Here is a 24876-nt window from a genome sequence, read left to right as displayed (position 1 = left end):
GGGAGGCGACGGCGTGAAAGTGCCCTTTACCTGGAAGGTAACCGGGTGGTTCATGGTCGGATGGTCGCCGGAATTCCCGATCGGCGAGGCGCGGCCGCTGCACTATTTCGGCGAGGATCTGGTGGCCTACCGCGACGAGCGGGGCGAGTTGCACGTCCTGGAAGCGCACTGCAAACACCTCGGCGCCCACATCGGCCACGGCGGCAAGGTGGTGGGCGACTGCGTCGAGTGCCCGTTCCACGGGTGGCGCTGGGGTCCCGACGGCAGCAATCGCTTCATCCCCTACCAGCCCGAGCGCCCCAACCGCGCGCTGCGGATGCGGGTGTACCCGGTGCGCGAGCAGTACGACTGCGTGTTCGTCTGGCACCAGCCGGACGGCAAGGAGCCGCAGTGGGAGATGCCGGACATCTTCAGGAAGTTCCCGCAATTCGAGACGGACCCGGCGGCCTATTACCGCGCGTACCCGGAGTTCTCCCGGCGCGCGGAGCGCGAGCCGGTGCATCCCCAGATCGTGGCGGAGAACGCCCCCGACAGCGCCCATTTCGAGTACGTGCACCACGCCACCGTGACGCCGCGGGTGCTGGACTGGAAGATCGTCGACCGCGAATGGCGATTCGTCGCGGGCTGGCCGGACGCGCGCAGCGACAACCCCGAGGACCTGGCGTTGCGCTTCCACAGCCACCTGTTTGGCCTCGGCGGGGCGATCAGCGTCTTCGAGGGCGCGCAGAACCATCGGCTGATCTTTGCCTGCACGCCGGTCGACGACGAGTGTTCGGACCTGTTCTATTCGATTTGGTGGCCGCGCGTCCCCGGCGACTCTTCCGACGTGCCGCAGGGTGAGCTGCGCGAGCTCATCGAAAAGCAGTTCCTGTCCACCGTCTTCGACGATCTGCGAATCTGGCGCTACCAGAAGTACGTCGAGCATCCGGCGCTGTCCAAGGTGGACGCGAAAGGGTATATGGCACTGCGCAAATGGGCGACCCAGTTTTACGAAGTACCGGCATGACCGCGCCACTCGAGGACCTCGCGGCCCCCAAGCACACCGCGATCGTCACCCAGGAGTGCCAGGGCGCGGTGATGGGCCCGAACGCCGGCCTGGGGATGCTGGCCGCCGAGGCGCGCCGAGTCGCCCTGCCGAACATCGTGCGGCTGTTGCCCGCGGCCCGGGCGGCCGGGGTGCACGTCGTGCACTGCCTGGTGCGGCGACGCCCCGACGGGCTCGGCTCCAACCACAACGCCAAGATCTTCAGCCTGGGCCGGGGCCCCGAAAAAGGTCTGGTCGACATCACCCCCGGCACTCCCGGAGCCGCGCTGCTGCCCGAATTGGGCCCCGAGCCAACCGATTTGGTCCTGAGCCGCTGGCACGGCGTCGGGCCGATGGGGGGCACCGACCTGGACGCCGTGCTGCGCAACCTCGGGGTGTCCACCATCGTCGTGGTGGGCGTTTCGCTGAATATCGCGATCCCCAACGTCGTCATGGATGCGGTCAACGCGGCCTACCGCGTCGTCGTGCCCAACGACGCCGTCGCCGGCGTGCCCGCCGACTACGGCGCCGCCGTCATCGCCAACACGCTGTCGTTGCTCGCGACCATCACCACCACCGACGACCTGCTTCGGGCGTGGGCGCGCCCATGAGCGAGACAGCGCCCGGAGTCCGCGGCGGCTTCCCCCAGATCAAGCCGGCCGAGCACGCACCCGCCGGGCTGGGCCGATTCGTCGCCGCGATGCGCCGCCTGCAGGATCTCGCCGTCTGCACCGACAGCTCGAGCTGGGACGCCGCGGCCGAACACGTCGAACGGGCGTGCGCGGTGCTGGACGGGCATCAGGTTCCCGAAGGCGTCGCGCCGGGCGGGCGGGTCCTCGAGCTGCCCGGGCTGGGGCACCCGTTGCTCCCGCCATGGCTGGTCACCGACTCCGGGCCGGACGGCGTCAACATGGATGGGTACTTCTCCCGCGCCCACGTGGGCGGGAACAACGCCGTGCACGGCGGGATGATCCCCCTCTTCTACGACTGGCTGTTCGGGATGGTCGTCTCGACCGCGGGCTGCCCGCCAACCCGCACCGCCTTCCTACACGTCGACTACCGCAACGTCACCCCGATCGACGAGCCGTTGACCGCCCGGGGCCGAATCGCAGGCGTCGACGGCAGGAAATTCTTTGTTGCCGCTAGCATGACCGCTGCCGACGGCACACTGCTCAGCGAAGCCAACGGCCTGATGGTCCGCTTGCTACCCCACCAGCCGTGAGAGGCACGATGTCCGAAACCACAACGCAATTCACCGTGCCCGAGGTCGCCAAGGCCGTCACCGCCGCGATTCCCGACCGCGACCTGGTGATCCAGGGCGACCGGCGCTACAGCTACGCGCAGATCCTCGAGCGGGCGCACCGGCTCGCCGCCTACCTGCACAAGCGGGGGCTGGGTTGCCACACCGAGCGTTCGGGCCTCGCCGGCCACGAGGTCGGCCAGGACCTGCTCGGCCTGTACGCCTACAACGGCAACGAGTTCGTGGAGGGGTTGCTGGGCAGCTTCCAGGCGCGGGTCGCGCCGTTCAACGTCAACTTCCGCTATGTCAAAAGTGAGCTGCAATACCTGCTGGCGGATTCCGGGGCCACCGCCCTGATCTACCACGCGGCGTTTGCGCCGCGCGTCGCCGAAATCCTGCCGGACCTGCCGCAGCTGCGCGTCCTGATTCAGATCGCCGACGACTCGGGCAACGACTTGATCTACGGCGCGGTGGATTACGAGGCCGCCCTGGCATCCAGCCCGCCGCAACCACCGCCCGTGGAGCACTCGCCCGACGACCTCTACGTGCTCTACACGGGCGGCACGACGGGGATGCCGAAGGGGGTGCTGTGGCGCCAGCACGACATCTTCATGACGTCCTTCGGCGGGCGAAACCTCATGACCGGTGAGCCGTCCGCGTCGGTCGACGAGATCGTGGCCAGGGTGAGCGCGGGGCCCGGCGCCAAGTTGCTCATCCTGCCGCCACTGATCCACGGGGCGGCGCAGTGGAGCGTGATGACCGCGATCACCACGGGGCAGTCCATCGTCTTCCCTTCGGTCGTCGATCATTTGGACGCCGACGACGTCGTGCGCACCATCGAACGTGAGCGGGTGCCGGTGGTGACGGTGGTCGGGGACGCGATGGCGCGACCGCTGGTCGCCGCCATCGAGAAGGGTATCGCCGACGTGTCGTCGTTGGCCGTGGTCGCCAACGGCGGCGCCCTGCTGACCCCGTTCGTCAAGCAACGCCTGATCGAGGTGCTGCCGAACGCCGTCGTCGTCGACGGTGTCGGATCGTCGGAGACGGGGGCGCAGATGCATCACATGTCCGCCCCGGGCGCGGTGTCGACCGGCACCTTCAACGCCGGACCTGACACCTTCGTGGCGGCCGAGGACATGAGCGCGATCCTGGCACCGGGCCACGAGGGCATGGGGTGGCTCGCGCAGCGCGGCTATGTTCCGTTGGGCTACAAGGGCGATGCGGCCAAGACGGCCAAGACTTTTCCGGTGATCGACGGCGTGCGGTACGCCGTCCCCGGCGACCGCGCGCGCCACCGCGCCGACGGCGCCATCGAATTGCTGGGCCGCGATTCGGTGACGATCAATTCCGGTGGGGAAAAGATCTTCGTCGAGGAGGTCGAGACCGCGATCGCGTCGCATCCCGCGGTTGCCGACGTCGTGGTCGCCGGGCGGCCCAGCGAACGCTGGGGCCAGGAGGTGGTGGCCATCGTCGCGTTCGCCGAGGGCGCGAGTGCCGACGCCGAGGAGCTGGTCACCCACGCCGCAAAGTCGTTGGCGCGCTACAAGCTTCCCAAGGCGGTCGTCTTCCGTCCGGTGATCGAGCGCAGCCCGTCGGGCAAGGCCGACTACCGGTGGGCGCGCGAGCAGGCGGTGAACGGCTGAGGATGCCGGTGCTGCAGAAGGACGAGACGCTGACGGCCTCGACCGAGGTTCGGGCGTCGCCGGAGCAGGTCTACGCCGTCGTCTCCGACGTCACGCGAAGCCCCGAGTGGAGCCCGGAAACAACGCGCGCGGAGTGGTTGGCGGCGGACCGTTTTCGGGCGTGGAATCGCCGGCGGCTCGGCCGCTGGAAGACCGTGGCCAACGTGGTCGAAGCGGAGCCCGGACACAGGTTCTCGTTCGTCGTCCAGGCGATGGGAGGCGACTGGACGCAGTGGACGTACCTCATCGAACCCGGCAGCGCCGCCGGCACCACGCGCCTCACGGAAACTTTCCGGATGTGCGTTCCGCTGCCGTTCGGCGTCGTGGTTTTCGAACATCTCTGCTTGTTCGTCCGGGACCGCCGCGCGGATCTGCAGCGGAACATCGATGCCTCGGTGGACCGGATCCGGGCGATCGTCGAGGCGGGAGCGGACGCGTGAGATACCAAGACCGTGTCGCCGTCGTCACCGGCGCCGGCTCCGGCATCGGGCGCGCCTTGACGCTCGCGTTGAGCCACGCCGGCGCACACGTCGCGGCGTCCGACATCGACCCGAAGAATCTGGCCGAAACCCAAACGGTCTGCCCGCCCGGCACGGTGACGACGTACCACGTCGACGTCGCCGACCGGGACGCGATGCTCGCCTACGCCAGCCAGGTGCGCCGCGACTTGGGGTCGGCCTCGATGGTGTTCAACAACGCCGGCGTCGACCTGTTCGCCAGCGTTGTGGACATGTCCTGGGCGGACTTTGACTGGCTCGTCGGCATCAACATCGGCGGCGTCGTCAACGGGACCAAGGCCTTCCTGCCGCAGCTCATCGAGTCGGGTTTACCCGGGCGCCCGGCGCGGTTGGTCAACCTGTCCAGCGCCTTCGGTCTCATCGCGATTCCGTACCAGGGGGCCTACAGCACTTCGAACTTCGCGGTGCGCGGCTTCACCGAGGCGCTGCGCCAGGAGATGATCATCGAACGCCATCCGGTGACGGTGCATTGTGTCCACCCCGGTGTGGTGCGCACCAACTTCGGGGCGAACATGCGCACCGCGGCCACCGAGGATCCCGACCTGGCGGCGAAACTTTTCGGACGCGCGGCGCTCACTTCTCCCGAAAAGGCCGCCCGGGTAATCCTCCGGGGAGCCGAGAAGAACCGGGCCAGGATCCTCATCGGGCCCGACGGGCGCGCCATGGCGGCGATGCCCCGCGTGCTGGGTGTGGGATACGCCGCCCTGCTGGCCCGCGCCGCAAGGCTGACGCGCTAGCCGCCGGTTGAACCGCCCTCGGCCGTGCCCATATTGTCTACTGTAAGAATTACAGTACGATCTTGCGCAAGGACCGCACGTTCCTGCTGAAGATGCTGGAGATCCAGGTGACGACCAACGTCCACACCGGCCACGAGACCGTCAGCCTTCGCGACCCCTACCCTTTCTTCGCCCATAAGCGCCGGCAGGCCGGTGTGTTCCCCGGCACCGTCATGGATTACTCGAAGACGCCGGAGTCGCTGATGCCCAAGCGCGAGTACTCCGCGGTGTCGTTCGACGCGGTGAACACGGTGTTCCGCGATGGCCGGGTATTCAGCTCCGCACCGTACGACAAAACGATCGGCTTGTTCATGGGGCCGACCATTCTGGCGATGGAGGGCAAGAAGCACCGCGACCACCGCAACCTGGTGTCGGCGGCGTTCAAGTCCAAGGCGCTGGCCCGGTGGGAGCCCGCCGTCGTGCGGCCGATCTGCAACGCGTTGATCGACGAGTTCGTCGACACCGGCGAGGCCGATCTGGTCCGCCAGTTCACCTTCGAATTTCCCACTCGGGTCATCGCCGAACTGCTGGGGCTGCCGGCCGCAGACCTGCCGATGTTCCGCCAGCGCGCCGTGGAATTGATCAGCTACCACGTCAACTACGAGCGGGCCTTCGAGGCGTCGGCCGCGCTGAAGGATTACTTCGTCGAGCAGATCGAGCAACGCAAGTCCAAGCCCACCGAGGACATCATCGGCGACCTGGTCAGCGCCGAGATCGATGGCGAAAAGCTCAGCGACGAGGCGATTTACTCCTTCCTGCGCCTGCTGCTGCCCGCCGGTTTGGAGACCACGTACCGGTCGTCGGGAAACCTGCTGTTTCTGCTGCTCACCCATCCCGAACAGTTCGCGGCGGTGCGGTCCGACCGACAGCTGATCGGCCAGGCGATCGAGGAGGGGCTGCGCTACGAGACGCCGCTGACGACCGTGCAGCGGTTCACCACGGAGGACACCGCACTCGAGGGGGTCGAGATTCCGGCGCGCGCCGTCATCGGGGTGTGCATCGGTTCGGCGAATCGCGACGAGCGCCGCTGGGAACGCCCGGAGGAATTCGACATCTTCCGCAAGCACCTGCCGCACATCTCCTTCGCCGCCGGTGAGCACACGTGTTTGGGTCTTCACCTGGCGCGGCTGGAAACCCGGGTCGCGCTCGAATGCCTGCTGAACCGCCTGACCAACCTCAGGCTGCTGACCGACGATGACCCACACATTCACGGGCAGCCCTTCCGTTCGCCCACCGCGCTTCCGGTGACGTTCGACGCACAGTAGGGTCCGGGAATGATCAAGGTAATGGCGGGCTTTCGGGTCCTCGAGCTTGCCCAGTTCACATTCGTCCCGGCGGCGGGCGCGATCCTCGCCGATTGGGGCGCGGACGTCATCAAGGTCGAACACCCGGTGCGCGGCGACACCCAACGCGGCTTCCTCAATATGGGTGGCATTCAGGTCGATCCGGAGCGGCACCCGCTGATGGAGCATCCCAACCGCGGCAAGCGCAGCGTCGGGATCGACGTGTCCACGCCCGGTGGGCAGGAAGTGATCTACGAACTGGCCAAGGCCTCCGACGTGTTCCTGACCAACTACATGCCCGCGGTGCGGCAGAAGCACAAGTTCGACGTGGAACACATCCGCGCGGTGAACCCGAACATCGTCTATGCCCGCGGTTCGGCGTACGGCGACAAGGGACCCGAACGCGACGTCGGTGGCTACGACGGGACCGTGTTCTGGACGCGCAGCGGCATCGGTTACGCGCTGACGCCGGAGGAGTTGGGCGGCGCACTGGGACAGGGCATTCCCGCGTTCGGCGATTCCATCGGTGGCATGTTCATCGCCGGCGGCATCTCGGCCGCGTTGCTGCACCGCGAGCGCACCGGCGAGGCCGTCGAAATGGATGTGTCGCTGCTGAGCACGGCCTGGTGGGCGGCGGGCGCCAGCGTGACGCAGGGCATGGAGACCGGCGAGGTGATGCGAACGCCCATGCCCGGTTCCGGCGCGCCGTCGGTGAATCCCTTCATGGGCAACTACGAGACCTCCGACGGCGGCACCATCAACCTGTGCATCATCAGCCCGACCGGCTTGATCCGCGACACCTTCGAGCACCTCGGCATCCCCGAGGCCGCCGACGATCCGCGCTTCTCCGACGTGCTCCCCTTGATCCAAAACGCCGACGCCGCCGCCGAGCTGATCGCGAAGGCCTTCGCCGGCAAGCCCTTTGAGTACTGGCGCCAGCACCTCAAGACGATGAAAGGCCAGTGGGCGCCCTTCCAGAGCCTCCTCGATCTGGTCGACGACGAACAGGCCCTCGCCAACGACATGATCGCCGAGGTCGAGGTCGCCAGCGGCGGGAAGCCGTTCCGGGTCGTCCGCGGCCCGGTCCAGTTCAACCACGAGCCGCTGGTGACAACCCGTGCCCCGCAGGCCTCCGAGCACACCGAAATCGTCCTGATGGAGCTCGGCATGGACTGGGACCGTATCGCCGAACTCAAGGACGCGGGGGCCATCGCTTGACCGACGCCTACTACGAGCTTGCCGATCCAGACGATCCACTCGGCGAGAGGTTCAGCGCTTCGGATCACGTCATCAGTACCTGGTCGCCGACGATGCAGAACGCCGCACCCGTGTCGGCCCTGCTGGTGCGCGCCCTGGAACGCTGCTCGCCACGGCACGACGCCCGGCTGAGCCGCGTCGTCGTCGACCTCCTCGGCCCGGTCCCGGTGGCCGGGCCGCTGTGGGTGCGCGCCCGCATCGAGCGCCCGGGCACCAAGATCGAGCTGCTGAACGCGCAGCTGCGGGCGCCCGGCCCCGACGGGCGGCCCCGACCGGTCGCCACCGCGATAGCGTGGCGATTCCAGGCGGGTGACGCGGCCGAGCTGTTCTTCACCCCATCTCCCCCGCTGCGACCCCTCGGCGAAGGGCGGGTCCGCCATCCCGACAACGACGCGAACCAGACCTACATCCAGAGCCTGGATTGGCGCTGGCTGAACGACATTCTCAACGATGTGCCCGGGGAGTGCTGGGCCAGACCGATCGTCGACCTCGTCCAGGGCGAGTCGATGACCCCGATGCAGCGCCTGTTCGCGGTGGCCGACATCGCCAACGGCATGGGCAGCCGCCTCAGCGTCGCCGAATGGTTGTTCCTCAACACCGACCTCACCGTGCACATACACCGCGTCCCGGACGGGGAATGGGTCGGCGTCAGAGCCGAAAACCACTACGGCCGAGACGGAGTCGGCGTCTCCATCGCCACGCTTTTCGACGAGCACGGGGCGGTGGCCGCCCTTCAGCAGGCACAGCTGGTGCGCCGCCGTTAGCGCCGCCCGAGACAAGGAGAGACAGATGACGAACGACGTCGCGATCATCGGGGTGGGTCTGCACCCGTTCGGCCGCTTCGAGGGCAAGTCGGCGATGCAGATGGGCGTCGACGCGATCTTCGCCGCCATCGCCGACGCCGGCGTCGCGTGGCAGGACATCCAATTCGCCACCGGTGGCAGCTGGACGGTGGCCAACCCCGACGCGATCGTCGGCATGGTCGGCCTCACCGGCATCCCGTTCACCAACGTGTTCAACGCGTGCGCGACCGCGGCCAGCGCGGTCAAGGCCTGTGCCGACGGAATCCGCCTGGGCGACTACGACGTCGGCATCGCCATCGGCCTGGACAAGCACCCGCGCGGGGCTTTCACCGAAGACCCGGCGCTGGTGGGCATGCCGAGCTGGTATGCCGAGAACGGGCAGTACCTCACCACCAAGTTCTTCGGCATGAAGGCGAACCGGTATCTGCACGAGCACAACATCCCTGCCGAGACGCTCGCCAAGGTCGCCGCGAAGAACTTCCGTAACGGTTCGCTGAACCCGAACGCATTCCGGCGCAAGGCAATTCCGGAGGACCAGATCCTGAGTTCGCCGGTGCTCAACTACCCGCTGACCCAGTACATGTTCTGCGCGCCCGACGAGGGCGCCGCGGCCGCGGTGATGTGCAGGGCCGATATCGCGCACCGCTACACCGCCAAGCCCGTCTACCTGCGGGCGGTGGAGGTCCGCACCCGCCGCTACGGCGCGTACGAGGTGAACACCACCTTCGCGCCGGTCGACGAGGACGTCGCGCCGACCGTGTACGCCGCGCGGGCCGCCTTCGAGAAGGCCGGCGTGGCGCCCGACGACGTCGACGTGATCCAGCTGCAGGACACCGACGCGGGCGCCGAGATCATCCACATGGCCGAGTGCGGGTTCTGCGCGCACGGTGATCAGCAGAAGCTGCTGGCCGACGGCGCCACCGAGATCGGCGGCGCCATGCCGGTCAACACCGATGGCGGGCTGATCGCCAACGGCGAGCCGATCGGCGCCTCGGGACTGCGCCAGATTCACGAAATCGTCCGCCAGCTCCGCGGCGAGGCGGGCGACCGGCAGGTGCCCGGCGATCCGAAGGTCGGCTTCACCCAGCTGTACGGGGCGCCCGGCACCGCCGCCGCGACGATCCTGACGACCTGAGGTTCGGCGCCGCTGTAACTTTCGTCCGGCCCGTCTCGTCGTAGCGGCGAACGGGAGGAGTTCTCATGCACATCGTGATCTTCGGTGCGAACGGATCGACCGGGCGGCTGCTCACCCGTCGCGTCCTCGACTCGGGCCACTCGGCCGTCGCGGTGACCCGGCGACCCGACGAGTTCCCCGGCACCGATCCGGGGCTGAGGGTCGTCGGCGCGGACGTGCGCCGCGGCGGCCTCGCCGGCATTGTCGCCGGCGCCGACGCCGTGCTGTCCACGCTCGGGGTGCCGTTCACCCGCGGGCCGGTCGACACGTATTCGGTCGGCACCCGCAACATCGTCAACGCGATGCGGGAGGCGGCCGCCAACCGGCTTGTCGTGGTAAGCAGCACCGGCGCCCACCCCGCCCGCGGGCGACGGCACACACCGGCGGCGCTGCGGCTGTTCGAGCCGATCATCGCCCGCACCATCGGCAAGACCGTCTATGACGACATCCGGCGGATGGAGGCGGTGGTCCGAGAAAGCGGCCTGGCCTGGACGATCGTGCGGCCGTCGGGCCTGTTCGACCTGCCTCGGGTGACGAATTATGTTGCGGGAGAGGTCGAACCGGTGGGCGCGTTCACGGCCCGCATCGACCTGGCGGACTACCTCGTCAAGATCGTCCAGGACGGTGCGGCGCACCGAAAGACCGTTGTCGTCTCGACAACGGAGCACACACCGACGGTGTGGGAAATGATCCGGCGCGAGGCGTTCCAGGGCGACGCCGAACCTCGTTCGGCGAACAATCGAACAGCGGCCGGTAACATTTAACCTCCCCGAGGGAAACGAGACTCCGAATCTCGTCGGCTGCGCTCGTAGCGCTATCGCGGAAAGCCGGGCTCACGAGCCGAGAGCAGGAGTTGCGTTGGCCACACACGAATTTCCGCAGCAGCAGGTACCGGTGCCCGGCCCGGCGGCCACCCTCATCGCTCGCCCGATTCCCGCACCGCGACCTCGAGCACCCGGTCGGCGCCGTCGACGGCAAAGACATTGCCGCGGTGGTCCACCGCCACACCCCACGAGCGGTCGAGGCCGTTGAACGGCAGCACCGTAACGGTGTTCGAATGCGCGGCCAGCTTCAGCACCCGGCCGTCGCCGGCCCGCCCCGTCGTCATGAGGAAGGCGCACGGCCCCTCGCGCGGTTCGCATTGATCGTGGAAGTCGGTGACGTAGACGTTGCCCGAGGTGTCGACGGCCACGCCATCCGGCGCCTCGAGTCCGGGCACCGCCCGCACCGTCGGGCCGTTCGCCCCCGCCGCGAGCTCCACGACCTGCTTGGCGCCGCGGTCGACGACGTACACGTTGCCCCCGTTGTCCACCGCGATACCGGCGACATTCTCGAAATGGGCCAACGGCAGCGCGACCGGCGCGCTTGCCCCGGCCGCCAGTTTCCACACCCGGTTTTGGTGGTGATCGGTGACGTAGACGTTGCCCGCGGTGTCGACGGCCACCGCCGCTGGTTCCTTCAGGTCGGGAAACGGCAGGCGGATCGGGGCGCTCGCGCCGGGCGGCATTTTCCACACCCGCGGGTCGTTCTCGACGGCGAGTTTATGGTTGTCCTCTTCGGTGACGTAGAGGTTGCCCGCGGCGTCCACCGCCACCGCGTCGGCGGACTGGAGACCGGGGAAACGCAGCTCGGTCGGGGCGCTCGCCCCGGGCGCCAACCTCAGCACGTGCGTGCCGTCGACGACGTAGAGGGTGCCCGCGGCGTCCACCGCCGCGCCCCGCGGGCGACTTACATTGCTGAAGGGCATGATGGTTCGGCTGCCATCCCCCGCCGCCAGCTTGATCACCGGACCATTGCTGGCGTCCGTCACGTACAACGCGCCGGCGGCATCCACCGCCAGGCCGAACGGGCCGCCGAGATGCGGGGATGGCAACTCGACTTGTGTGCTCGAACCCGCGGGCAGCGCCCACACCTTTTGGCCGGTTTTGTCCGAGACGTAGACGGTGCCCTTGGCGTCGACCGCGACACCGCTCGGTCCCCTGAGGCCGGTGAAGGGCAACACGTCCGGGACGCTCTGCCCCGCCACAAGTTTCAGCACCCGGGTGCCGTGATGGTCGTCGGCGACGTAGAGGTCGCCTGCGGTGTCCACCGCCACGCCCATGGGGTGCGTCGGGCCGGAGAGGGGTAGCTCGGTCGGCGCGTTCGCTCCCGCCGCCAGTTCCAGCACCCGGCCGCCGTTGTAGTCCGCGACGTAGAGGTTCCCCGCGGCATCCACCGCCACGCCCATGGGGTCCTTGAGCCCGGTAAACGGCAGCACGATCGGGGTGCTCGAACCCGCCGTCAGCTCCAGGACACGGCCGTTGCCTCCGTCGGTGACGTACAGGTTGCCCCCGGTGCCGACTGCCACCCCGCCGGGGTGCTTGATGTCGTTGAACGGCAGGGGGGTTGGGACGGTCGCGCCCGCAGCCAGCTTCCACACCGTGTCGGTGTCGTAATCGGCGACGTAAGAGTTGCCCGCGGTGTCCACGGTCACCGCGACAGGGATGTGCAGCCGGACGAAGGGCAGTGCGACCTGAGCCGAGTAGGACACGGTGTGCGTCTGCGCTGGCCGGTGCGCCGTTACGGCGAAAATGCTTACCGCCGCGGCGATGCCGACGACGACCAGCAGGCCCGCGGCGAGCGCGATCCTCCTCCGTCGGCTCAACCGCCGAACGGGTGGCGAAGTCTCGGTCATGGCGATGTCCTTTCGTGCCCGGTCGGGCCGAACGTTATCGCCGAATCCTTGCGCGATTCTTGTGTGGCCCGGCTACCGGAACGAAAGCGCCGCCAACGGCTCGTCAGGAGGCTTTCGGTGGTGAGTAATTCGGCTTCCCAAGCCCAAGGGTGTACTGGCCGATCATGTTGCGGAACACCTCCAGCGTGCCGCCGTAGATGCCCACCAGCGGAGCGAACCGGAAGGCATACTCGGAGCTGCCGTCGTCGGCGGCGCCCTCGGTGCCATACGGCAGCGTCGACGCGGCCCCGAGGATGTCCATCAGGTCCGGGGAGATGTCCCGCATCGTTTGCGCGATCGCGACCCGGCCGTAGATGCTCGGCGACGACAGCGCGGCTTCCAACCGGGCGGCGCTGCGGCCCAGCCGGTATGCGACCGAGTTGTCGTCGATCAGCCGGCGCCCGTCGGGGCCGGGCCGGGTCACGGACGCCGCCGCGTTGTCGACGGCCGCGGCCAGGGATCCGGCCTGGTGCATCATGATTGACGTGTCCTGGAGCCCGTCGGGGGCCGCCGCAACCGCACCGTGCTCGACGTTGAGCGGCTCGCGCAACACCGTCCAGCCGGCGTTCACGTCGCCCAGCCGGTACTTGTCGTCGACGCGAACGTCGCTGTAGTAGACGATGTTGGTCCGGTCGCCGTCCACCGTGCGAAGCCCCTGGATTTCGATGCCCGGCGAATCCAGCGGGACCAGAAACATGGTCAGGCTCTTGTGCTTCGGCGCATCCGGGGCGGTGTTGGTGATCAGAAACACGTACTGGCAGTTGTGCGCCCCGGTGGTGAACATCTTGGAGCCGTTGATAATCCACGCGTCACCGTCGCGCACCGCGCGGGTCTTGCAAGTGGCGATGTCGGAGCCACCCTCGGGCTCGGTGTAGCCGAGGCACAGCCGCACCTCGCCGCTGAAAACCCTCGGCAACACCTCGTCGCGCACCTCCGGTGACCCGAACTTCTGGACCGAGCGCGCCACCATGGCGGTGGTCCCCCAGGTCACCCAGGGCACGTGCACCCGCCGCTTTTCCAGTTCCCAGATGCGGCGCCGGAGCCGGCTGAATCCACCCTCGGATTCCGGCTTCCACTCGGCCTCCAGATAGCCCGCGGCGCCGAACTTCAGGTGCAGGCCTTCGTCGAAGTTGTCGCCCGTCTCACGGTCGCGACGCCTGACCTCGTCGGTCATGTGGGTGCTCAAGAAATTCCGCGCCTCTTCGCGGAAGGCCTCGTCTTCCGCCGACAGCTCGACCCGGGAGAAGTCCATTGTTTTTCGCTCCTGTCCTAAACGGGCTGGGGTGTGCTCTCCCGCGCCGCGACGATCTCCGCGACCCGCAGGGCGGTGGCGCCGGGATCGCCGCCGGCCAGCGGCCATCCCCTGGCTCGCACCAGGTACGCCGAGGCCGCGGCTTCGGAGGACACCCCGAGGCCGCCCTGGATGTGCACCGCCATCGTCGCCGCCTTGGCGGCCTCCTCGGCCATGAAGACGAAGGCCGACGGCGCCAGGTCGGGGCGTTCGCCGGGCTCGTTGTCCAGGAACCAGGCGGCCCGCCGGGCGAGGTTACGCCCGCCCTGAACGGTGATGGCCATGTTCGCCAGGGGATGCGAGATGGCCTGCAGGGTCGAGATCGGCACGCCCAGCGTATAGCGGGTCTTGGCGAACTCCGCGGCGATCGTCATCGTCTCCTCGACCAAACCCACCAGGGCGGACGCGGTCAGGAGCCGCCATTCATCCAGCGCCCGTTGGTAGTTCGCCACCGCGTCGGGTCCTTCGGCCACGACCGTGCGGGTGTCCGCGGCGGCCGGATCCACCCAGGCCATCGGCAACCGGCCGATGTTGTCCACCTTCGCCGGCCGGGTGCCGAAGGTCAGGCGCACGACTTCGTCGCCGTCGCGAACGATGATGTGGTCGGCGATCGACCCCGTCGGAATCAGGCGGACACCCGGCGCGGCGTCGACGCGCGCGTCGAGCGCGGCGAGCTGTTCACCACTCCCCACACCCGCGGTGTCGGCGCCCAGCGCGCCCAGGCGTCCCAGCAGCCGGGCGGCGCACACGTGGTCGATCCACGGGACCGGCGCCAACGACCGGCCGATCTCCTCGGCAACCAGGGTGAGGTCGACCAGCGTCGCGCCGTCGCCGCCGCAGGACTCCGGCAGCGCCATCGTGGTCGCGCCCATCGCGCACAGCCGCTCCCACAGGCTCTTGTCGAACCCGGATTGCTCTGCCGCGCGCACCGTTTCGATCGAGCAGTGGGTCTTGAAGAATTGCTTGTACGCGTCCTGCAGAGCCAGGTGGTCGTCGGACAGGCTGTAGTCGAGTCTGCGCAGCTCGAAGCGGTCCATCGTCAATGTTCCTTCCCGAAGAAGAATGCCCGCGCGTTGTTGTACAGGTAGTTGTCCAGCACCTCGGGCGGCAGGTCCAGCGCCCGGGCTTCGGGGATCACCCGGCGCATGCGCAGCACCGGCCAGTCCGACGCATAGATCACCTTGTCGGGACCGCGCGTTCGCATGTAGTGCAGCAGGCTCTCCGGCAGCCGCTTGGGCGACCACGCCGAGGTCATCAGCCGCAGGTTGGCGTACTTGAGCAGCAGCCGGATGGCGACGTCCCACCACGGGTCGGCCCCATGGATCATGCACAGCTTGAGCTCGGGGAACCGCACGCAGACGCGGTCCAGGTGCATCGGGTGCTGCACCTCTCCGGGAATCGGCGGGCCCGGGATGCCGGTGTTGATGCACAGCGGCAGCTCCAGTTCCGCGCATTTCGCGTAGAGCGGGTAGTACACGGCGTCGCTGGGCGGGTACTGCCCGTCACCCCAAAAGCTCGGTCCCACTACGGCATACGCGACCGGCAGGTCGCCGGCGACCGCGGTCAACTCGCGCAACGACCGCACCGGGCGCAGGAGGTTGACCCCACCCATCGCCAGGGCAAACCGGTCCGGCCTGGCATCGACGAACTTGCGGGCGGTCGTCGACGGGCTGGCGATCGAGTCCATCAGGACGGCCTTCTGCACGCCCTGCTCATCCATCTCGTCGAGCAACTCGGACAGATCCACCGGCGCGAACATCGACTCCGGGCCCTTGAAGTAGTCGTCCCGGACCTTGAGCATCCAGGTCGGCTGGGAGTCGGCTTCCCCGAAGTGCACGTTGATCAGGCAGTCGATCGCTTGGGTGTTCATGACACCTTCTCTTCGGCTTGCTCTCGGGCCCACCGGTAGTTGGGCTTGCCGTTGCCGAGGCGCTGGATCTGCTCGACGAAGATGAACGCCTTGGGCGCCTTGAAATGCGCCAGCTGCGAGGTGCAGAAGGTGTAGAGCGCCCGCCCGTCGGCGCTCAGGTCGGCGCCCGGGTGCGCGGCGACGAGCGCGACGACTTCCTGGCCCCACCGCTCGCTCGGCCGCCCCACCACGAGGGCGTCGGCGACGCTCGGATGCGCCCGGAGCACCTCTTCGACCTCTTCGACGAACACCTTTTCGCCGCCGGTGTTGACCACCAGCGAGTCGCGGCCGAAAAGCCGAATGGTGCCGTCCTTTTCCAGGGCCGCCCGGTCACCGGGTATCACCACGCGCTGCCCGTCGATCTGCGGGAAGGTCAGCCGGGTGGCCTCGGCGTCGCCGAAGTACCCGAGCGGAATCCGGCCCGTCCTGGCGGCCCAGCCGACCTCCTGTTCGCCGGGGCGCAGGAACCGCTTGCGGTCGGCGGAGACGACGGTGGCCCCCTCCCTGGGCTGGAAGGTCTCGCTGGCCGTCCCCTCGCGGCTGTGCCCGAACGCCATGTTGCCGCTCTCGGACGACCCGTAGCCCTCGATGATGGTGATGTGTGGCAGGCATTCCATCAGTGCCCGTTTGTATTTCGCGTTGGTGGCGGCCCCGCCCGTCCCGATGGCGTTCAGCGAGGACAGGTCGTATCGACCCGCGCGGAGTTCGGCGATCAGCGGCCCGGCGTACGCGTCGCCGACCATGGTCATCATGCCCACCTTCTCCCGCTCGGCGGTCTTCCACACCGAACGCACGTCGAGCTTGTTGCGGTCGTCATAGAGCACGACCGGCAGCCCGGCGCACAGCGCCGCGAACGCGGTCCACATGCCCGCCGCGTGCATCAGGGGGGAGACCGCGAACCAGGGCGGGCCGCCGCCGCGCACCTTGTCGTGGATCTCGGTGACGCTGTCGTGATCGGCGCCGACCATCGAGGACACGTACATGTCGCTCTGGCGCCACAGCACCCCCTTGGGGCGCCCCGTCGTTCCGCCGGTGCACATCATGATCAGGTCGTCCGGCGACCCCACCGGGCGCGCGTGCGGGTCCCCGGCGGCCAGCGCGTCGTCCAGCGACACGGCGCCGGGCAGTTCCGGTGCGCCGCTGCCGTCGTCGATGGACACCAGCAGCTCGGTCCCGTCGGGGGGCAGCACGTCGGCGAACCGGGCGCCCAGGGCGCGGTGGTAGATGATTGCGCGGGGGCGCACGTAGGCGAGCAGGTCGGCGATTTCGCGCGGCGAGTAGTGGTGGTTGACGTTGACCGGAACGGTGCGCGCCTTGAGGCATCCGATCACCATGTCGGGGTACAGGTCGTTGTACATCAGCAGCGCGACCCGATCCTGACCGCACTCCCACGGTTCGAGCTCCTCACGCTCGGCGTGGGCCCCGAATCCCTTGCCGCTGAGGAAGTTCGCCAGCCTGGTGGTGCGGCTCGCCGATTCGGCGAACGTGCTCCGGCGGTCACCGCAGACGGTCATCAGACGGTCTCCGATGACGTCGGCGATGGCGTCGAGAACGGCGCCCACGGTCCATTCGCTCATGGCGTCAGCGGCTAGGCAGACGATCCGACCTGGACACCGAGCAGGTCGAGGGCGTTGTCGCGCATGATCTTTCGGATGTCGGAATCGCTGAAACCGACGAGCTCTTCGACAAAGGACACCGGCGACTCGAGGCCTTCACCGTGCGGCCAGTCGGATCCGAACAGGATCTTGTCGATGCCGATCGCGTTGGACAGCTCCGGCAGGTCGTCCTCGTAATACGGCGCGATCCAGACGTTGTTGCGCAGCTGCTCGACCGGATCCTCGGGAAAATGCCGCGGGTAATTGTTGGCCACCTTCTTGAGGCGCTTGATCAGCCGGTGCACAAAGTACGAGCCGTTTTCGATGCTGACCGCCTTGAGTTTGGGGTGGCGGGTGAAAACTCCGTGCACGATCATCGAGGCCATCGTGTCGTGGATGGCGCGGTCGTCGAGGAGCACCTGATCCAGCGGGTCCTTTTCGCCGAACCCCTCGAAGGTCGCCTTGCCGCCCCACTGCGCCGCGATGTGCAGATAGCCGCTGTCGCTGAGGTGAAAGCCCACCGGTACGCCCGCCTCGGCCAGCCGGGCCCACACAGGGTCGTGGCTGGGGTGGCCCAGCGACCTCGGCTTGACCACGCCGGGCACCGGCGCCGGCCGAACCAACACCAGCTTGGCGCCGCGGGCCAACACGAAATCGACCTCTCGCAGCGCCTCGGCCGGATCGGCCAGCGAGATGATCGGCGCGGCAATGATGCGGTGATCGGGCCGGTCGAAGCCCCAGTCCTCGTCGAGCCAGAGATTGAACGCGTGCACCGACGCCATCGTCGCCTCGATGTCGTGCTTGAGCGCCTCCTCGACGCCGCATCCGAAAGTCGGCAGCATGAATACCGTTTCGATGTCCTGGGTGTCCATCACCGCGACCCGCGCATCGCGGTTCTGATATTCGGGGTGGTCGCCCAGCCGCTCGACTTTCATCAGCGAGGCCGGATCCACGCCCTCGGGGATCTCACCGCGGAACAACAGGTCGAGGCAGCCCGGCACGATGATCGGGTCGAAGGTGACGTTGGGAATGAAATGGTTGACGCGGTCCCCGATCACGGCCCAGGTGCGCTTGCCGTCGCTGACCATCTGCACGCCGCGGCGCTTGAACGTCTTGTCCAAGTGGCGAGTAAAGGCGTCCAGCGGCTCGTAATAGTGGTTGTCGACGTCGATCGGCCGGTAATCCAAGTCAGCCATGATCATCCTTTCCGGTGCCACCGGCACAATTAAGCTTCGGTTGAAGTGAGCGAAGGGAATTGGGGCGGGCGCTTCTCGAGGAAGCTGGTGATCCCTTCGATGACGTCCGGTCGGGGCATCGCCTCGTGCAGCAGGACCTCGGCGCGCGCCGTGGCGTCGGCGACGTCGCGGGTGGCGTCGCCGTAGACCTGCTGTTTGATCACTGCCATCGAGGCGGGCGAGCAGTTTCGTGCGATGTCCTCCGCGTACTCGAGGGCGCGGGTCATCAGGTGTTCGGGGTCGACGACTTCTTTGACGAGGCCCAGCTCGGCCGCCTCCTCGGCGAGAAAGGTGCGGCCGCTGAGCAACAGGTCGAGCGCAACCCCCCAGGTGGTCAACCGCGGAAGTATCCAGGAGATGCCGAATTCGGCGATCAGTCCCCGGCGAGCGAACACCGCGGCGAACTTGGCCCCGGCGGCCGCGAAGCGGACGTCGCACATCAGGGCCTGGGTCAGGCCGATGCCGACGCAGGCGCCGTTGATCGCCGCGACGACGGGCTTGCGAAGCGCGGTCACGAAATGCGGTGGGCGCTCGCCGACCAACTCGGCCAGGTCGGTCTGACCCGCCTTCTCCATCGTCTTGCCATAGCTGGCCGCCGAACTCGGCGCGCCCAGGTACGCCCCGGCGCAGAATCCCTTGCCCCGACCGGTCACCACGATCACCCGGATGTCGGGGTCTTTTTCGGCGCGGTCGATCCCGGCATAGAACGCGGCGGCGATGTCGGGGCCCCAGGCGTTGAGGCGATCCGGACGATTGAAGGTGAGGATTGCGACGCCGCTCGCCGTGGCCTCGTAGAGCACGGCGCCTTCGGAAGCACCGTCGCTGCCGGACATCTGCCGCGGCACCTCCTCACCCTCGACCTACGGAAATCACCCCGTCTTTGTACGCATACTGTATACCTATCGGTAGCGCATTCCACAACCGCCGCCACGCCCGGGTGAACCGCAACTAAACAGCGATTTTCGGCGCGCCGGGCTGCCCACGGCGACCGCTAGCGGGACGCCCGTCCGCGGGTGATCAGCTTGACGATCGCCAGCAGGATCAGCGCCCCCAGCAGACACGTCAGAAACGAGAACAACAGCCCTCGGCCGTCGACGCTGACGCCCATGGCGCGCAGCAGAAAACCACCGATCAACCCGCCGACGACGCCGACCGCGATGTTGAGGAGCAGCCCCAATTGCGCGTCGGTCCCAGTGATTTTGCTGCCCAGCCAGCCGGCCAGGCCCCCGATGACGATCCAGCCGATGACACCCAGCGTGAGCACCGCCCGATCGTAACCGCGGGCGATCGGGTTTGGGATGGCGATGCGGGGGTTACCGATGACTGATGAAGACGACGTGGAACGCGCTTGCTCACCGCATGCGCCAGGCGCGCACGGTGGCATTGCGGGCCGAGCTGGCACTGACGGGCGCGCAGATCCTGTTCTGGGTGGCGCTGATCGGCGTGCTGGCCGGCCTCGCGTTACGGGTGCGACGGCGCCGAATCCCCGCTCAACAGGCCACTCCGGCCGACACCGCGCCCGTCGTGGCCGCGAACTAGGGCTGTGGCGGGCGCCACGGTGGCGCAGGTTTACCCCAGCCACCTGACCGGGAAGCCTAGAAGTCAAGGCATTTATCAACGGGAGGGAATGCAATGGTTGACGCCAAGAGCGGTCCGATCGAGCTGGTCCGGGGCATCATCGAGGATGTTTTCGGCAAGACCAAGCAGGTCATCGGCATCATCATCGGCCGTAATGACCTGATCAACGAGGGCCAGGCGCAGCAGGACAAGGCCGACGCGCAGCGCAGCGCCGGGAAGAAGGAAGCCGCCGCCGAGAAGGCGCGTAGCAAGGCCAAGGCGTATGAGGCGCGTGAGCGGGCCGAGCAGAACTAGACGGCCCAGCCTGGCGAGCGGGCCCGGTCAGATACCGGGCCCGCTTCGCTGTGAAAGCCGTTCTACTGCAACGCCGTTTCGAGGAGACCGCCCCGCCGGTAGGCGTTTTCGATCTGGGCCTTTGCCTCCGGCGGCAGTTCGGCCTGCGGGGGCCGCGAATGCGGATAGTCGCCAATCGGCAGTCCCAGCAGCGACGCGGCGTACTTGAAGGCCCCACCCCAGTGGGTGAAGTAGTCCGGCCGCCCCGGGTAGCAGGTCCACCACGACCCGATGTCGAGGTCGAACTGGTCCATCCCGGATTCCCGCCCATAGTCCATCGCCTCGAGGAGCTTGTCGCCCAGCACCAGCTCCCAGTATTCGGAGAACAAGCGCCGTTGCGGCGTCTCGAATAGATAGCCGGCCGTGCCCAATTGCGCCGGGCAGACGATACCGGCGCGCAGCCACCCCGCGCGGTACACGGTCCGGTCGCATTCCCAGACCGCGAGGTCGGGCGCCAATTCGTGCAGTCGCCGGCTCGCCTCAGGCCGGAACGCGCCCTCCTTGGTGGCGCACACCGCGGGCACCTCGTCATAGATTCGCGCGCTTTCCGCCGGGGTCAGCACGTAGCCGGAAGACGGAGAGTTGAACATGCCCAAGGCGATATCGGTGCGCGCGGCGATGTAGGAGAAGAACCTCAATACGCCCTCGCCGCCGTGCGCCTCCATCATCGGCGTTTGGATGTAGGCGATGTCGGCACCCGCCTCCTGGGCGTGGCGGGTCAGTTCCAAGCAGTCCTTCGCCGACATCGCCGCCGTACAGGCCTGCACGACGACATCGGGGTTCAGCGCGCGTGCCTCCTCGATTGCCACCTCGAGTAGGCGCTTGCGCTCATCCAGGGTGAGTGACCAGAACTCGGCGATCCCGCTGGTACACCACAGCATCGGGTGCCCGAGATCGCCGACGCAGTAGCGCACCAGGGTCCGGTAGGCGTCCCAGTCGATGTCATCGCCGTCGGTGCCGCAGAACGGCGTGTAGAGGGAGTCGCCGATTCCCCGCAGTGCCCCGCGCGCCCAGGTGCGCGCCTCGGTCGCCGTCGCCACAATCGACTCCTTTTGTCGGCCAAACGATTTCGGTCAGGTGAAGTCCGAACCACCGTCGACGTTGATGTTGGCACCGGTCATGTAGGAATTGCGCCGCGACGCAAGGAAGGCGGCGACCGGTCCTATTTCTTCCGGCAGGCCGGCCCGCGGCATCTGCGCGGGATGCCCGAAATGCTCGGCGATCGCGCCCATCAGCGCGTACGGGTCGTTGCCGTCCACACCGACGGACTTCGCCCAGCCGACCAGGGATTCGGACGCGATGCTGCCCGGCGACACCACGTTGACCAGGATCTCGTCCTTGGCCAGCAGCAGGGACAGGTTTTTGGAGACGCTCGTCAGCATCGACTTGGCGGCGGTGTAGGCGGGCAGCATGACGCTTTGTCGCTGGGTGGAGTGCGCCGAGAAGTTGACGATCCGCGCCCATTGCGCCTTGCGCAGCAGGGGAAGTGCCGAACGGACGCAGCGCACCATGCCCATGACCCCGTCCTCAACGGCCCGGTGCCACTGTTCGTCGGTCAGATCCTCGAAGCCGCCCGCCGCGCCCGGGCCGACCGTGTTGATGAGCACGTTGAGCTCGCCGTCCCATCGCGCGGCGAGGTCGGCGAACACCTCGTCGACCGCGGCGGCGTCACCGATGTCGGCCACCAGGCCGAGGGCGTCCGCGCTGCCGCGTCCGGTCAAATCGGCCACCGCGGAATCGAGCGCGTCGCGGCTGCGGCCGACCACCGCCACCCGGGCCCCTTCGTCGGCCAGGCAGCGTGCCGTCGCCAACCCCATCCCGCGACCACCACCGACCACCACCGCCGTGGCATTCGCCAGCCCTAGATCCATGTGTCCAGCCGTTTTACCAAAAAGCCTACGATAGGTATTACAGTAGCAAACGGAAAACCCGACGACACGCACGCATATACGCAGGTCAGAGAGGAACCACCGGTAGATTCCATTCTACCGGTGGCACGGCCAAATCCTGATGGAGGTGCCCGTAGTGGCAAAGCAGGCAACCGCCGAGAAGCGTCAACGGCGTGAACGCGGGTCCATCAATCCCGACGACATCATCAGTGGCGCATTCGAACTCGCGGAGCAAGTGTCGATCGACAACCTGAGCATGCCGCTGCTGGGCAAACACCTCGGCGTGGGCGTCACCAGCATCTACTGGTACTTCCGCAAGAAGGACGACCTGCTCAACGCCATGACCGACCGCGCCCTGAGCAAGTACGTCTTCGCCACGCCCTATGTCGAAGCCAGCGATTGGCGCGAGACGCTGCGCAACCATGCCCGCCTGATGCGCAAGACATTCATGGGCAACCCAATCCTGTGCGACCTGATCCTGATTCGCGCCGCCCTGAGTCCGAAGGCGGCGCGGGTGGGCGCTCAGGAGATGGAGCGCGCGATCGCCAACCTGGTGGAGGCCGGCCTGTCGCCCGAGGATGCCTTCGACACTTACTCGGCGGTCTCGCTCCACGTCCGCGGTTCGGTGGTGCTGCAACGGCTTTACGACAAGAATCAGACGCCGGACAGCGGACCGCGCGCCATCGAGGATGCGGTGGCGATCGATCCGGCCACCACTCCGCTGATCGCTCAGGTGACCGGGCAGGGACACCGCATCGCCGCGCCCGACGAAGCGAACTTCGAGTTCGGGCTGGACTGCATCCTCGACCATGCCAGCAGCCTGATCAAGAAGGGCGCCAAAGCTTCGGCCCCGTCCCGGCCACGCAAGGCGACCAAGGCGCGTTAAGGCCGACCTCGCCGCTGCGAAACGCCGAGCGTGAACCTGCGGCGGCTTTTTGGCCAATTTTTCGCGCTGGCTGCACGCTCGGCGTGATCGCCCGGCCACTCCGGAAGCGTTGTGGCGGAAGTGGTCACGCCTCGGGCTCCGGCACGTGGAAGTGCTCGTCACGCAGCCGGAACGCCTCCTTGGCGCCGTGCTGCGCGCGGGTCTTGACGAAGTTGAACTCGCCGGGGGCGAACTGCAAGTTGGTCCCGAAGGCGTGAAACAGATAGCTCGCGACTTCCTCGCCGTTATAGGCCTGCGTCTGCTCGACGAGGCGGAAGGCTTCCTTGGCGATGACGACCCCGTCGGCGGGCATCTTCGCCACCTTCTCGGCCCAATACCGCGCCCGCGCCGTCACCGAGCCGGGATCGCATGTGTCGGTGAAGATTCCGAGGTGCTCGACCTCGCCGGCGTCGACGATGTCGCCGGTCAACAGCAGACGCCGGGCCAGCACCGGGCCCAACCGATGGAAGAACATGTGCAGGCTGCCGAGCGCGGGGCCGAGGAAGCGGGTCGCCGGCATGCCGATCTTCGTGTCGCGCGCAATGACGGAGATGTCCGTCATCAGCGCCATCTCGAAACCACCGCCCAGCGCATAGCCGGCGATCTCGCCCACGGTCACCTTCGGGAAGCCCAGCAGGTTGTGGTAGAAGCCAAACGACTTGCGGTCCACCGTGAGTCGGCGGCGCTGGCTGGGGCGGCGCTTGGCGGCGGCGTCATCGGACGGCTGGGCCTTGTCGCCGTACCAGCCGTAGGCGTTGTTCATGTCGGCGCCGGTGGAAAAGACGCCCTGTGCTCCGCGCAACAGCACCACCGTCAGGTCGTCGTCGTCGGCCACCCGATCCAGGCAGCGCGCGATGGCCTCGCGCATCGCGGCGTCATACGAGTTGCGCTGCTTGGGGTTGTTCAAAGTGATGGTCGCGATTCGCCGATCGGGTTCGACCTCGAAGAGCACCCGGTCGTCGGAAACGTTGGAGGAGCTCATGTGCCGGATTCCTTTCGCCGCCTGCCGAATTTGAATCCGGTCAGCTTCTCCGGCGGCGACGCCAACGTGGTGACCTCACCCGTGCAGAGCACCTCGTCGCCGAGCAGCAGCCGCGCGCTCGAGGCGATGCCCCGCTCGACGTGCGACCGATCGATGTCGAATCGCAGCTCGGTGAGCACCGGGGTCGGCCGGCGGAAGTTGACCAGCAGCGACCGCGTCTTGCCGGAAAGACCGGTGACGCAATTGTGGTGCTGGATCACGCAGTCGAAGAAGACGCCGAGGAAGCCGCCGTGCACCAGGCCGGGTGGCCCCTCGTAGACGAGCGGGAAGCACACCACCCCGCCGGCCTTCTCGGCGTCGAGCCGATCGAACCGGTATTCGGGAAAGCACGGGTTGTAGGCGCCGATGTCGGTGGCGTGGTTGAGGTAGACCCGCCGGGGATCGCCGGGAACCTCGCCGATGCGCGGCGCCGGGTCCGGCGCGGCGGCGGGGGTCAGCTCACCCTCCCATTCGGCGAACTTCGCGAGCATGGCGTCCACCGTCGGGTGCGGGTGTTCGAGGGAGAGCAGCAGCGAGCTGAGGCGACGCATGGCGCCGGCGGCCGCAACCGTCTGGGCAAGCGGCGCCTCCCCGAACTTTGCGTCGCCGACCATACCGCCCGCTTTCACC

The 24876-nt window shown here is 67.8% G+C and carries 26 protein-coding genes; 14 read left to right on the top strand and 12 right to left on the bottom strand.

Translation table 11 applies throughout. The features are described from left to right. Positions 1–13: 13 nt before the first annotated feature. The 11 genes from MTAB308_RS24915 (at position 14) to MTAB308_RS24865 (ending at position 10521) form a co-directional block, all read left to right on the top strand. On the top strand, positions 14–1006 hold the full coding sequence (locus MTAB308_RS24915; RefSeq protein ID WP_077103065.1) for a Rieske 2Fe-2S domain-containing protein: 993 nt from the start codon (positions 14–16) through the stop codon (positions 1004–1006). Then, entirely contained in the window at positions 1003–1635 is a 633-nt protein-coding gene (locus MTAB308_RS24910; protein WP_077103063.1) for a cysteine hydrolase family protein, read from the top strand. Before MTAB308_RS24915 ends, MTAB308_RS24910 begins: the two co-directional genes overlap by 4 nt. After that, complete coding sequence (locus MTAB308_RS24905; protein WP_077104770.1) at positions 1632–2246, top strand: PaaI family thioesterase; 615 nt, start codon at positions 1632–1634, stop codon at positions 2244–2246. Before MTAB308_RS24910 ends, MTAB308_RS24905 begins: the two co-directional genes overlap by 4 nt. 8 nt (positions 2247–2254) lie before the next feature. Beyond that, the gene (locus MTAB308_RS24900) at positions 2255–3907 is read left to right on the top strand and encodes an acyl-CoA synthetase (protein WP_077103061.1); all 1653 of its coding nucleotides are present in this window, start codon (positions 2255–2257) and stop codon (positions 3905–3907) included. After that, on the top strand, positions 3877–4386 hold the full coding sequence (locus MTAB308_RS24895) for an SRPBCC family protein (RefSeq protein ID WP_245831485.1): 510 nt from the start codon (positions 3877–3879) through the stop codon (positions 4384–4386). Before MTAB308_RS24900 ends, MTAB308_RS24895 begins: the two co-directional genes overlap by 31 nt. Beyond that, complete coding sequence (locus MTAB308_RS24890) at positions 4383–5201, top strand: SDR family NAD(P)-dependent oxidoreductase (RefSeq protein WP_077103056.1); 819 nt, start codon at positions 4383–4385, stop codon at positions 5199–5201. Before MTAB308_RS24895 ends, MTAB308_RS24890 begins: the two co-directional genes overlap by 4 nt. Positions 5202–5293: 92 nt before the next feature. Continuing rightward, positions 5294–6505 (top strand): cytochrome P450, encoded by a 1212-nt coding sequence (locus MTAB308_RS24885; protein WP_077104768.1) that lies wholly within the window; start codon positions 5294–5296, stop codon positions 6503–6505. 21 nt (positions 6506–6526) lie between these two features. Further along, positions 6527–7741, top strand: a complete 1215-nt coding sequence (locus MTAB308_RS24880; RefSeq protein WP_077104766.1) for a CaiB/BaiF CoA transferase family protein — start codon at positions 6527–6529, stop codon at positions 7739–7741. Then, positions 7738–8544: a thioesterase family protein gene (locus tag MTAB308_RS24875; protein ID WP_077103054.1), complete on the top strand. Its 807-nt coding sequence runs from the start codon at positions 7738–7740 to the stop codon at positions 8542–8544. Before MTAB308_RS24880 ends, MTAB308_RS24875 begins: the two co-directional genes overlap by 4 nt. Before the next feature lie 25 nt (positions 8545–8569). Next, entirely contained in the window at positions 8570–9718 is a 1149-nt protein-coding gene (locus tag MTAB308_RS24870) for a thiolase family protein (protein WP_077103052.1), read from the top strand. A gap of 65 nt (positions 9719–9783) precedes the next feature. Next, positions 9784–10521, top strand: coding sequence for an NAD(P)-dependent oxidoreductase (locus tag MTAB308_RS24865; protein ID WP_077103050.1), 738 nt, complete (start codon positions 9784–9786; stop codon positions 10519–10521). 152 nt (positions 10522–10673) lie between these two features. On the opposite strand, the gene MTAB308_RS24860 is transcribed toward MTAB308_RS24865, so the two are convergent. The 8 genes from MTAB308_RS24860 to MTAB308_RS24825 form a co-directional block, all read right to left on the bottom strand. Then, on the bottom strand, positions 10674–12431 hold the full coding sequence (locus tag MTAB308_RS24860; protein WP_077103048.1) for an SMP-30/gluconolactonase/LRE family protein: 1758 nt from the start codon (positions 12429–12431) through the stop codon (positions 10674–10676). A 103-nt stretch (positions 12432–12534) separates the two neighbouring features. Further along, entirely contained in the window at positions 12535–13722 is a 1188-nt protein-coding gene (locus tag MTAB308_RS24855; protein ID WP_077103046.1) for an acyl-CoA dehydrogenase family protein, read from the bottom strand. A 17-nt stretch (positions 13723–13739) separates the two neighbouring features. After that, a complete protein-coding gene (locus MTAB308_RS24850; protein WP_077103044.1) occupies positions 13740–14798 on the bottom strand; it encodes an acyl-CoA dehydrogenase family protein in 1059 nt (352 codons plus the stop codon). Positions 14799–14800: 2 nt separating this feature from the next. Beyond that, entirely contained in the window at positions 14801–15631 is an 831-nt protein-coding gene (locus tag MTAB308_RS24845) for an amidohydrolase family protein (RefSeq protein ID WP_077103042.1), read from the bottom strand. Next, on the bottom strand, positions 15628–17247 hold the full coding sequence (locus MTAB308_RS24840; RefSeq protein WP_077103040.1) for an acyl-CoA synthetase: 1620 nt from the start codon (positions 17245–17247) through the stop codon (positions 15628–15630). Before MTAB308_RS24840 ends, MTAB308_RS24845 begins: the two co-directional genes overlap by 4 nt. Positions 17248–17258: 11 nt before the next feature. Then, positions 17259–18461: an amidohydrolase family protein gene (locus MTAB308_RS24835; protein WP_077104764.1), complete on the bottom strand. Its 1203-nt coding sequence runs from the start codon at positions 18459–18461 to the stop codon at positions 17259–17261. Positions 18462–18490: 29 nt separating this feature from the next. Then, positions 18491–19333: an enoyl-CoA hydratase gene (locus MTAB308_RS24830; protein ID WP_077103038.1), complete on the bottom strand. Its 843-nt coding sequence runs from the start codon at positions 19331–19333 to the stop codon at positions 18491–18493. Between the two features lie 158 nt (positions 19334–19491). Then, the gene (locus tag MTAB308_RS24825) at positions 19492–19764 is read right to left on the bottom strand and encodes a GlsB/YeaQ/YmgE family stress response membrane protein (protein WP_077103036.1); all 273 of its coding nucleotides are present in this window, start codon (positions 19762–19764) and stop codon (positions 19492–19494) included. Between the two features lie 62 nt (positions 19765–19826). Between MTAB308_RS24825 and MTAB308_RS29085 the strand changes: the two genes are divergently transcribed. Then, positions 19827–20039, top strand: a complete 213-nt coding sequence (locus MTAB308_RS29085; protein ID WP_173842228.1) for a hypothetical protein — start codon at positions 19827–19829, stop codon at positions 20037–20039. Between the two features lie 93 nt (positions 20040–20132). Continuing rightward, entirely contained in the window at positions 20133–20372 is a 240-nt protein-coding gene (gene mbp1, locus MTAB308_RS24820) for a microaggregate-binding protein 1 (RefSeq protein ID WP_077103032.1), read from the top strand. Positions 20373–20434: 62 nt separating this feature from the next. Here the strand turns inward: mbp1 and MTAB308_RS24815 are convergent, their stop codons facing one another. Both MTAB308_RS24815 and MTAB308_RS24810 read right to left on the bottom strand, forming a co-directional pair. Next, positions 20435–21451 carry a dihydrodipicolinate synthase family protein gene (locus tag MTAB308_RS24815; protein WP_077103030.1) on the bottom strand — a complete coding sequence of 339 codons (1017 nt, stop codon included), beginning with the start codon at positions 21449–21451 and terminating at the stop codon, positions 20435–20437. 33 nt (positions 21452–21484) lie between these two features. Beyond that, complete coding sequence (locus MTAB308_RS24810; RefSeq protein WP_077103027.1) at positions 21485–22282, bottom strand: SDR family NAD(P)-dependent oxidoreductase; 798 nt, start codon at positions 22280–22282, stop codon at positions 21485–21487. 139 nt (positions 22283–22421) lie between these two features. Here MTAB308_RS24810 and MTAB308_RS24805 point away from each other — a divergent pair, with 139 nt between their 5' ends. Then, positions 22422–23186: a TetR/AcrR family transcriptional regulator gene (locus MTAB308_RS24805; protein WP_077103025.1), complete on the top strand. Its 765-nt coding sequence runs from the start codon at positions 22422–22424 to the stop codon at positions 23184–23186. Between the two features lie 124 nt (positions 23187–23310). Here MTAB308_RS24805 and MTAB308_RS24800 read toward each other — a convergent pair whose 3' ends face one another. Together MTAB308_RS24800 and MTAB308_RS24795 are read right to left on the bottom strand one after the other, a co-directional pair. Continuing rightward, positions 23311–24207, bottom strand: coding sequence for an enoyl-CoA hydratase/isomerase family protein (locus MTAB308_RS24800; protein WP_077103023.1), 897 nt, complete (start codon positions 24205–24207; stop codon positions 23311–23313). After that, the gene (locus MTAB308_RS24795) at positions 24204–24860 is read right to left on the bottom strand and encodes a hypothetical protein (protein ID WP_077104762.1); all 657 of its coding nucleotides are present in this window, start codon (positions 24858–24860) and stop codon (positions 24204–24206) included. The genes MTAB308_RS24800 and MTAB308_RS24795 overlap by 4 nt, the downstream gene beginning before the upstream one ends. Positions 24861–24876: the final 16 nt, after the last annotated feature.

It is taken from the genome of Mycobacterium terramassiliense (assembly GCF_900157385.1).
Lineage (GTDB): Bacteria > Actinomycetota > Actinomycetes > Mycobacteriales > Mycobacteriaceae > Mycobacterium > Mycobacterium terramassiliense.
This window is presented reverse-complemented; position numbering and strand designations above follow the sequence as displayed.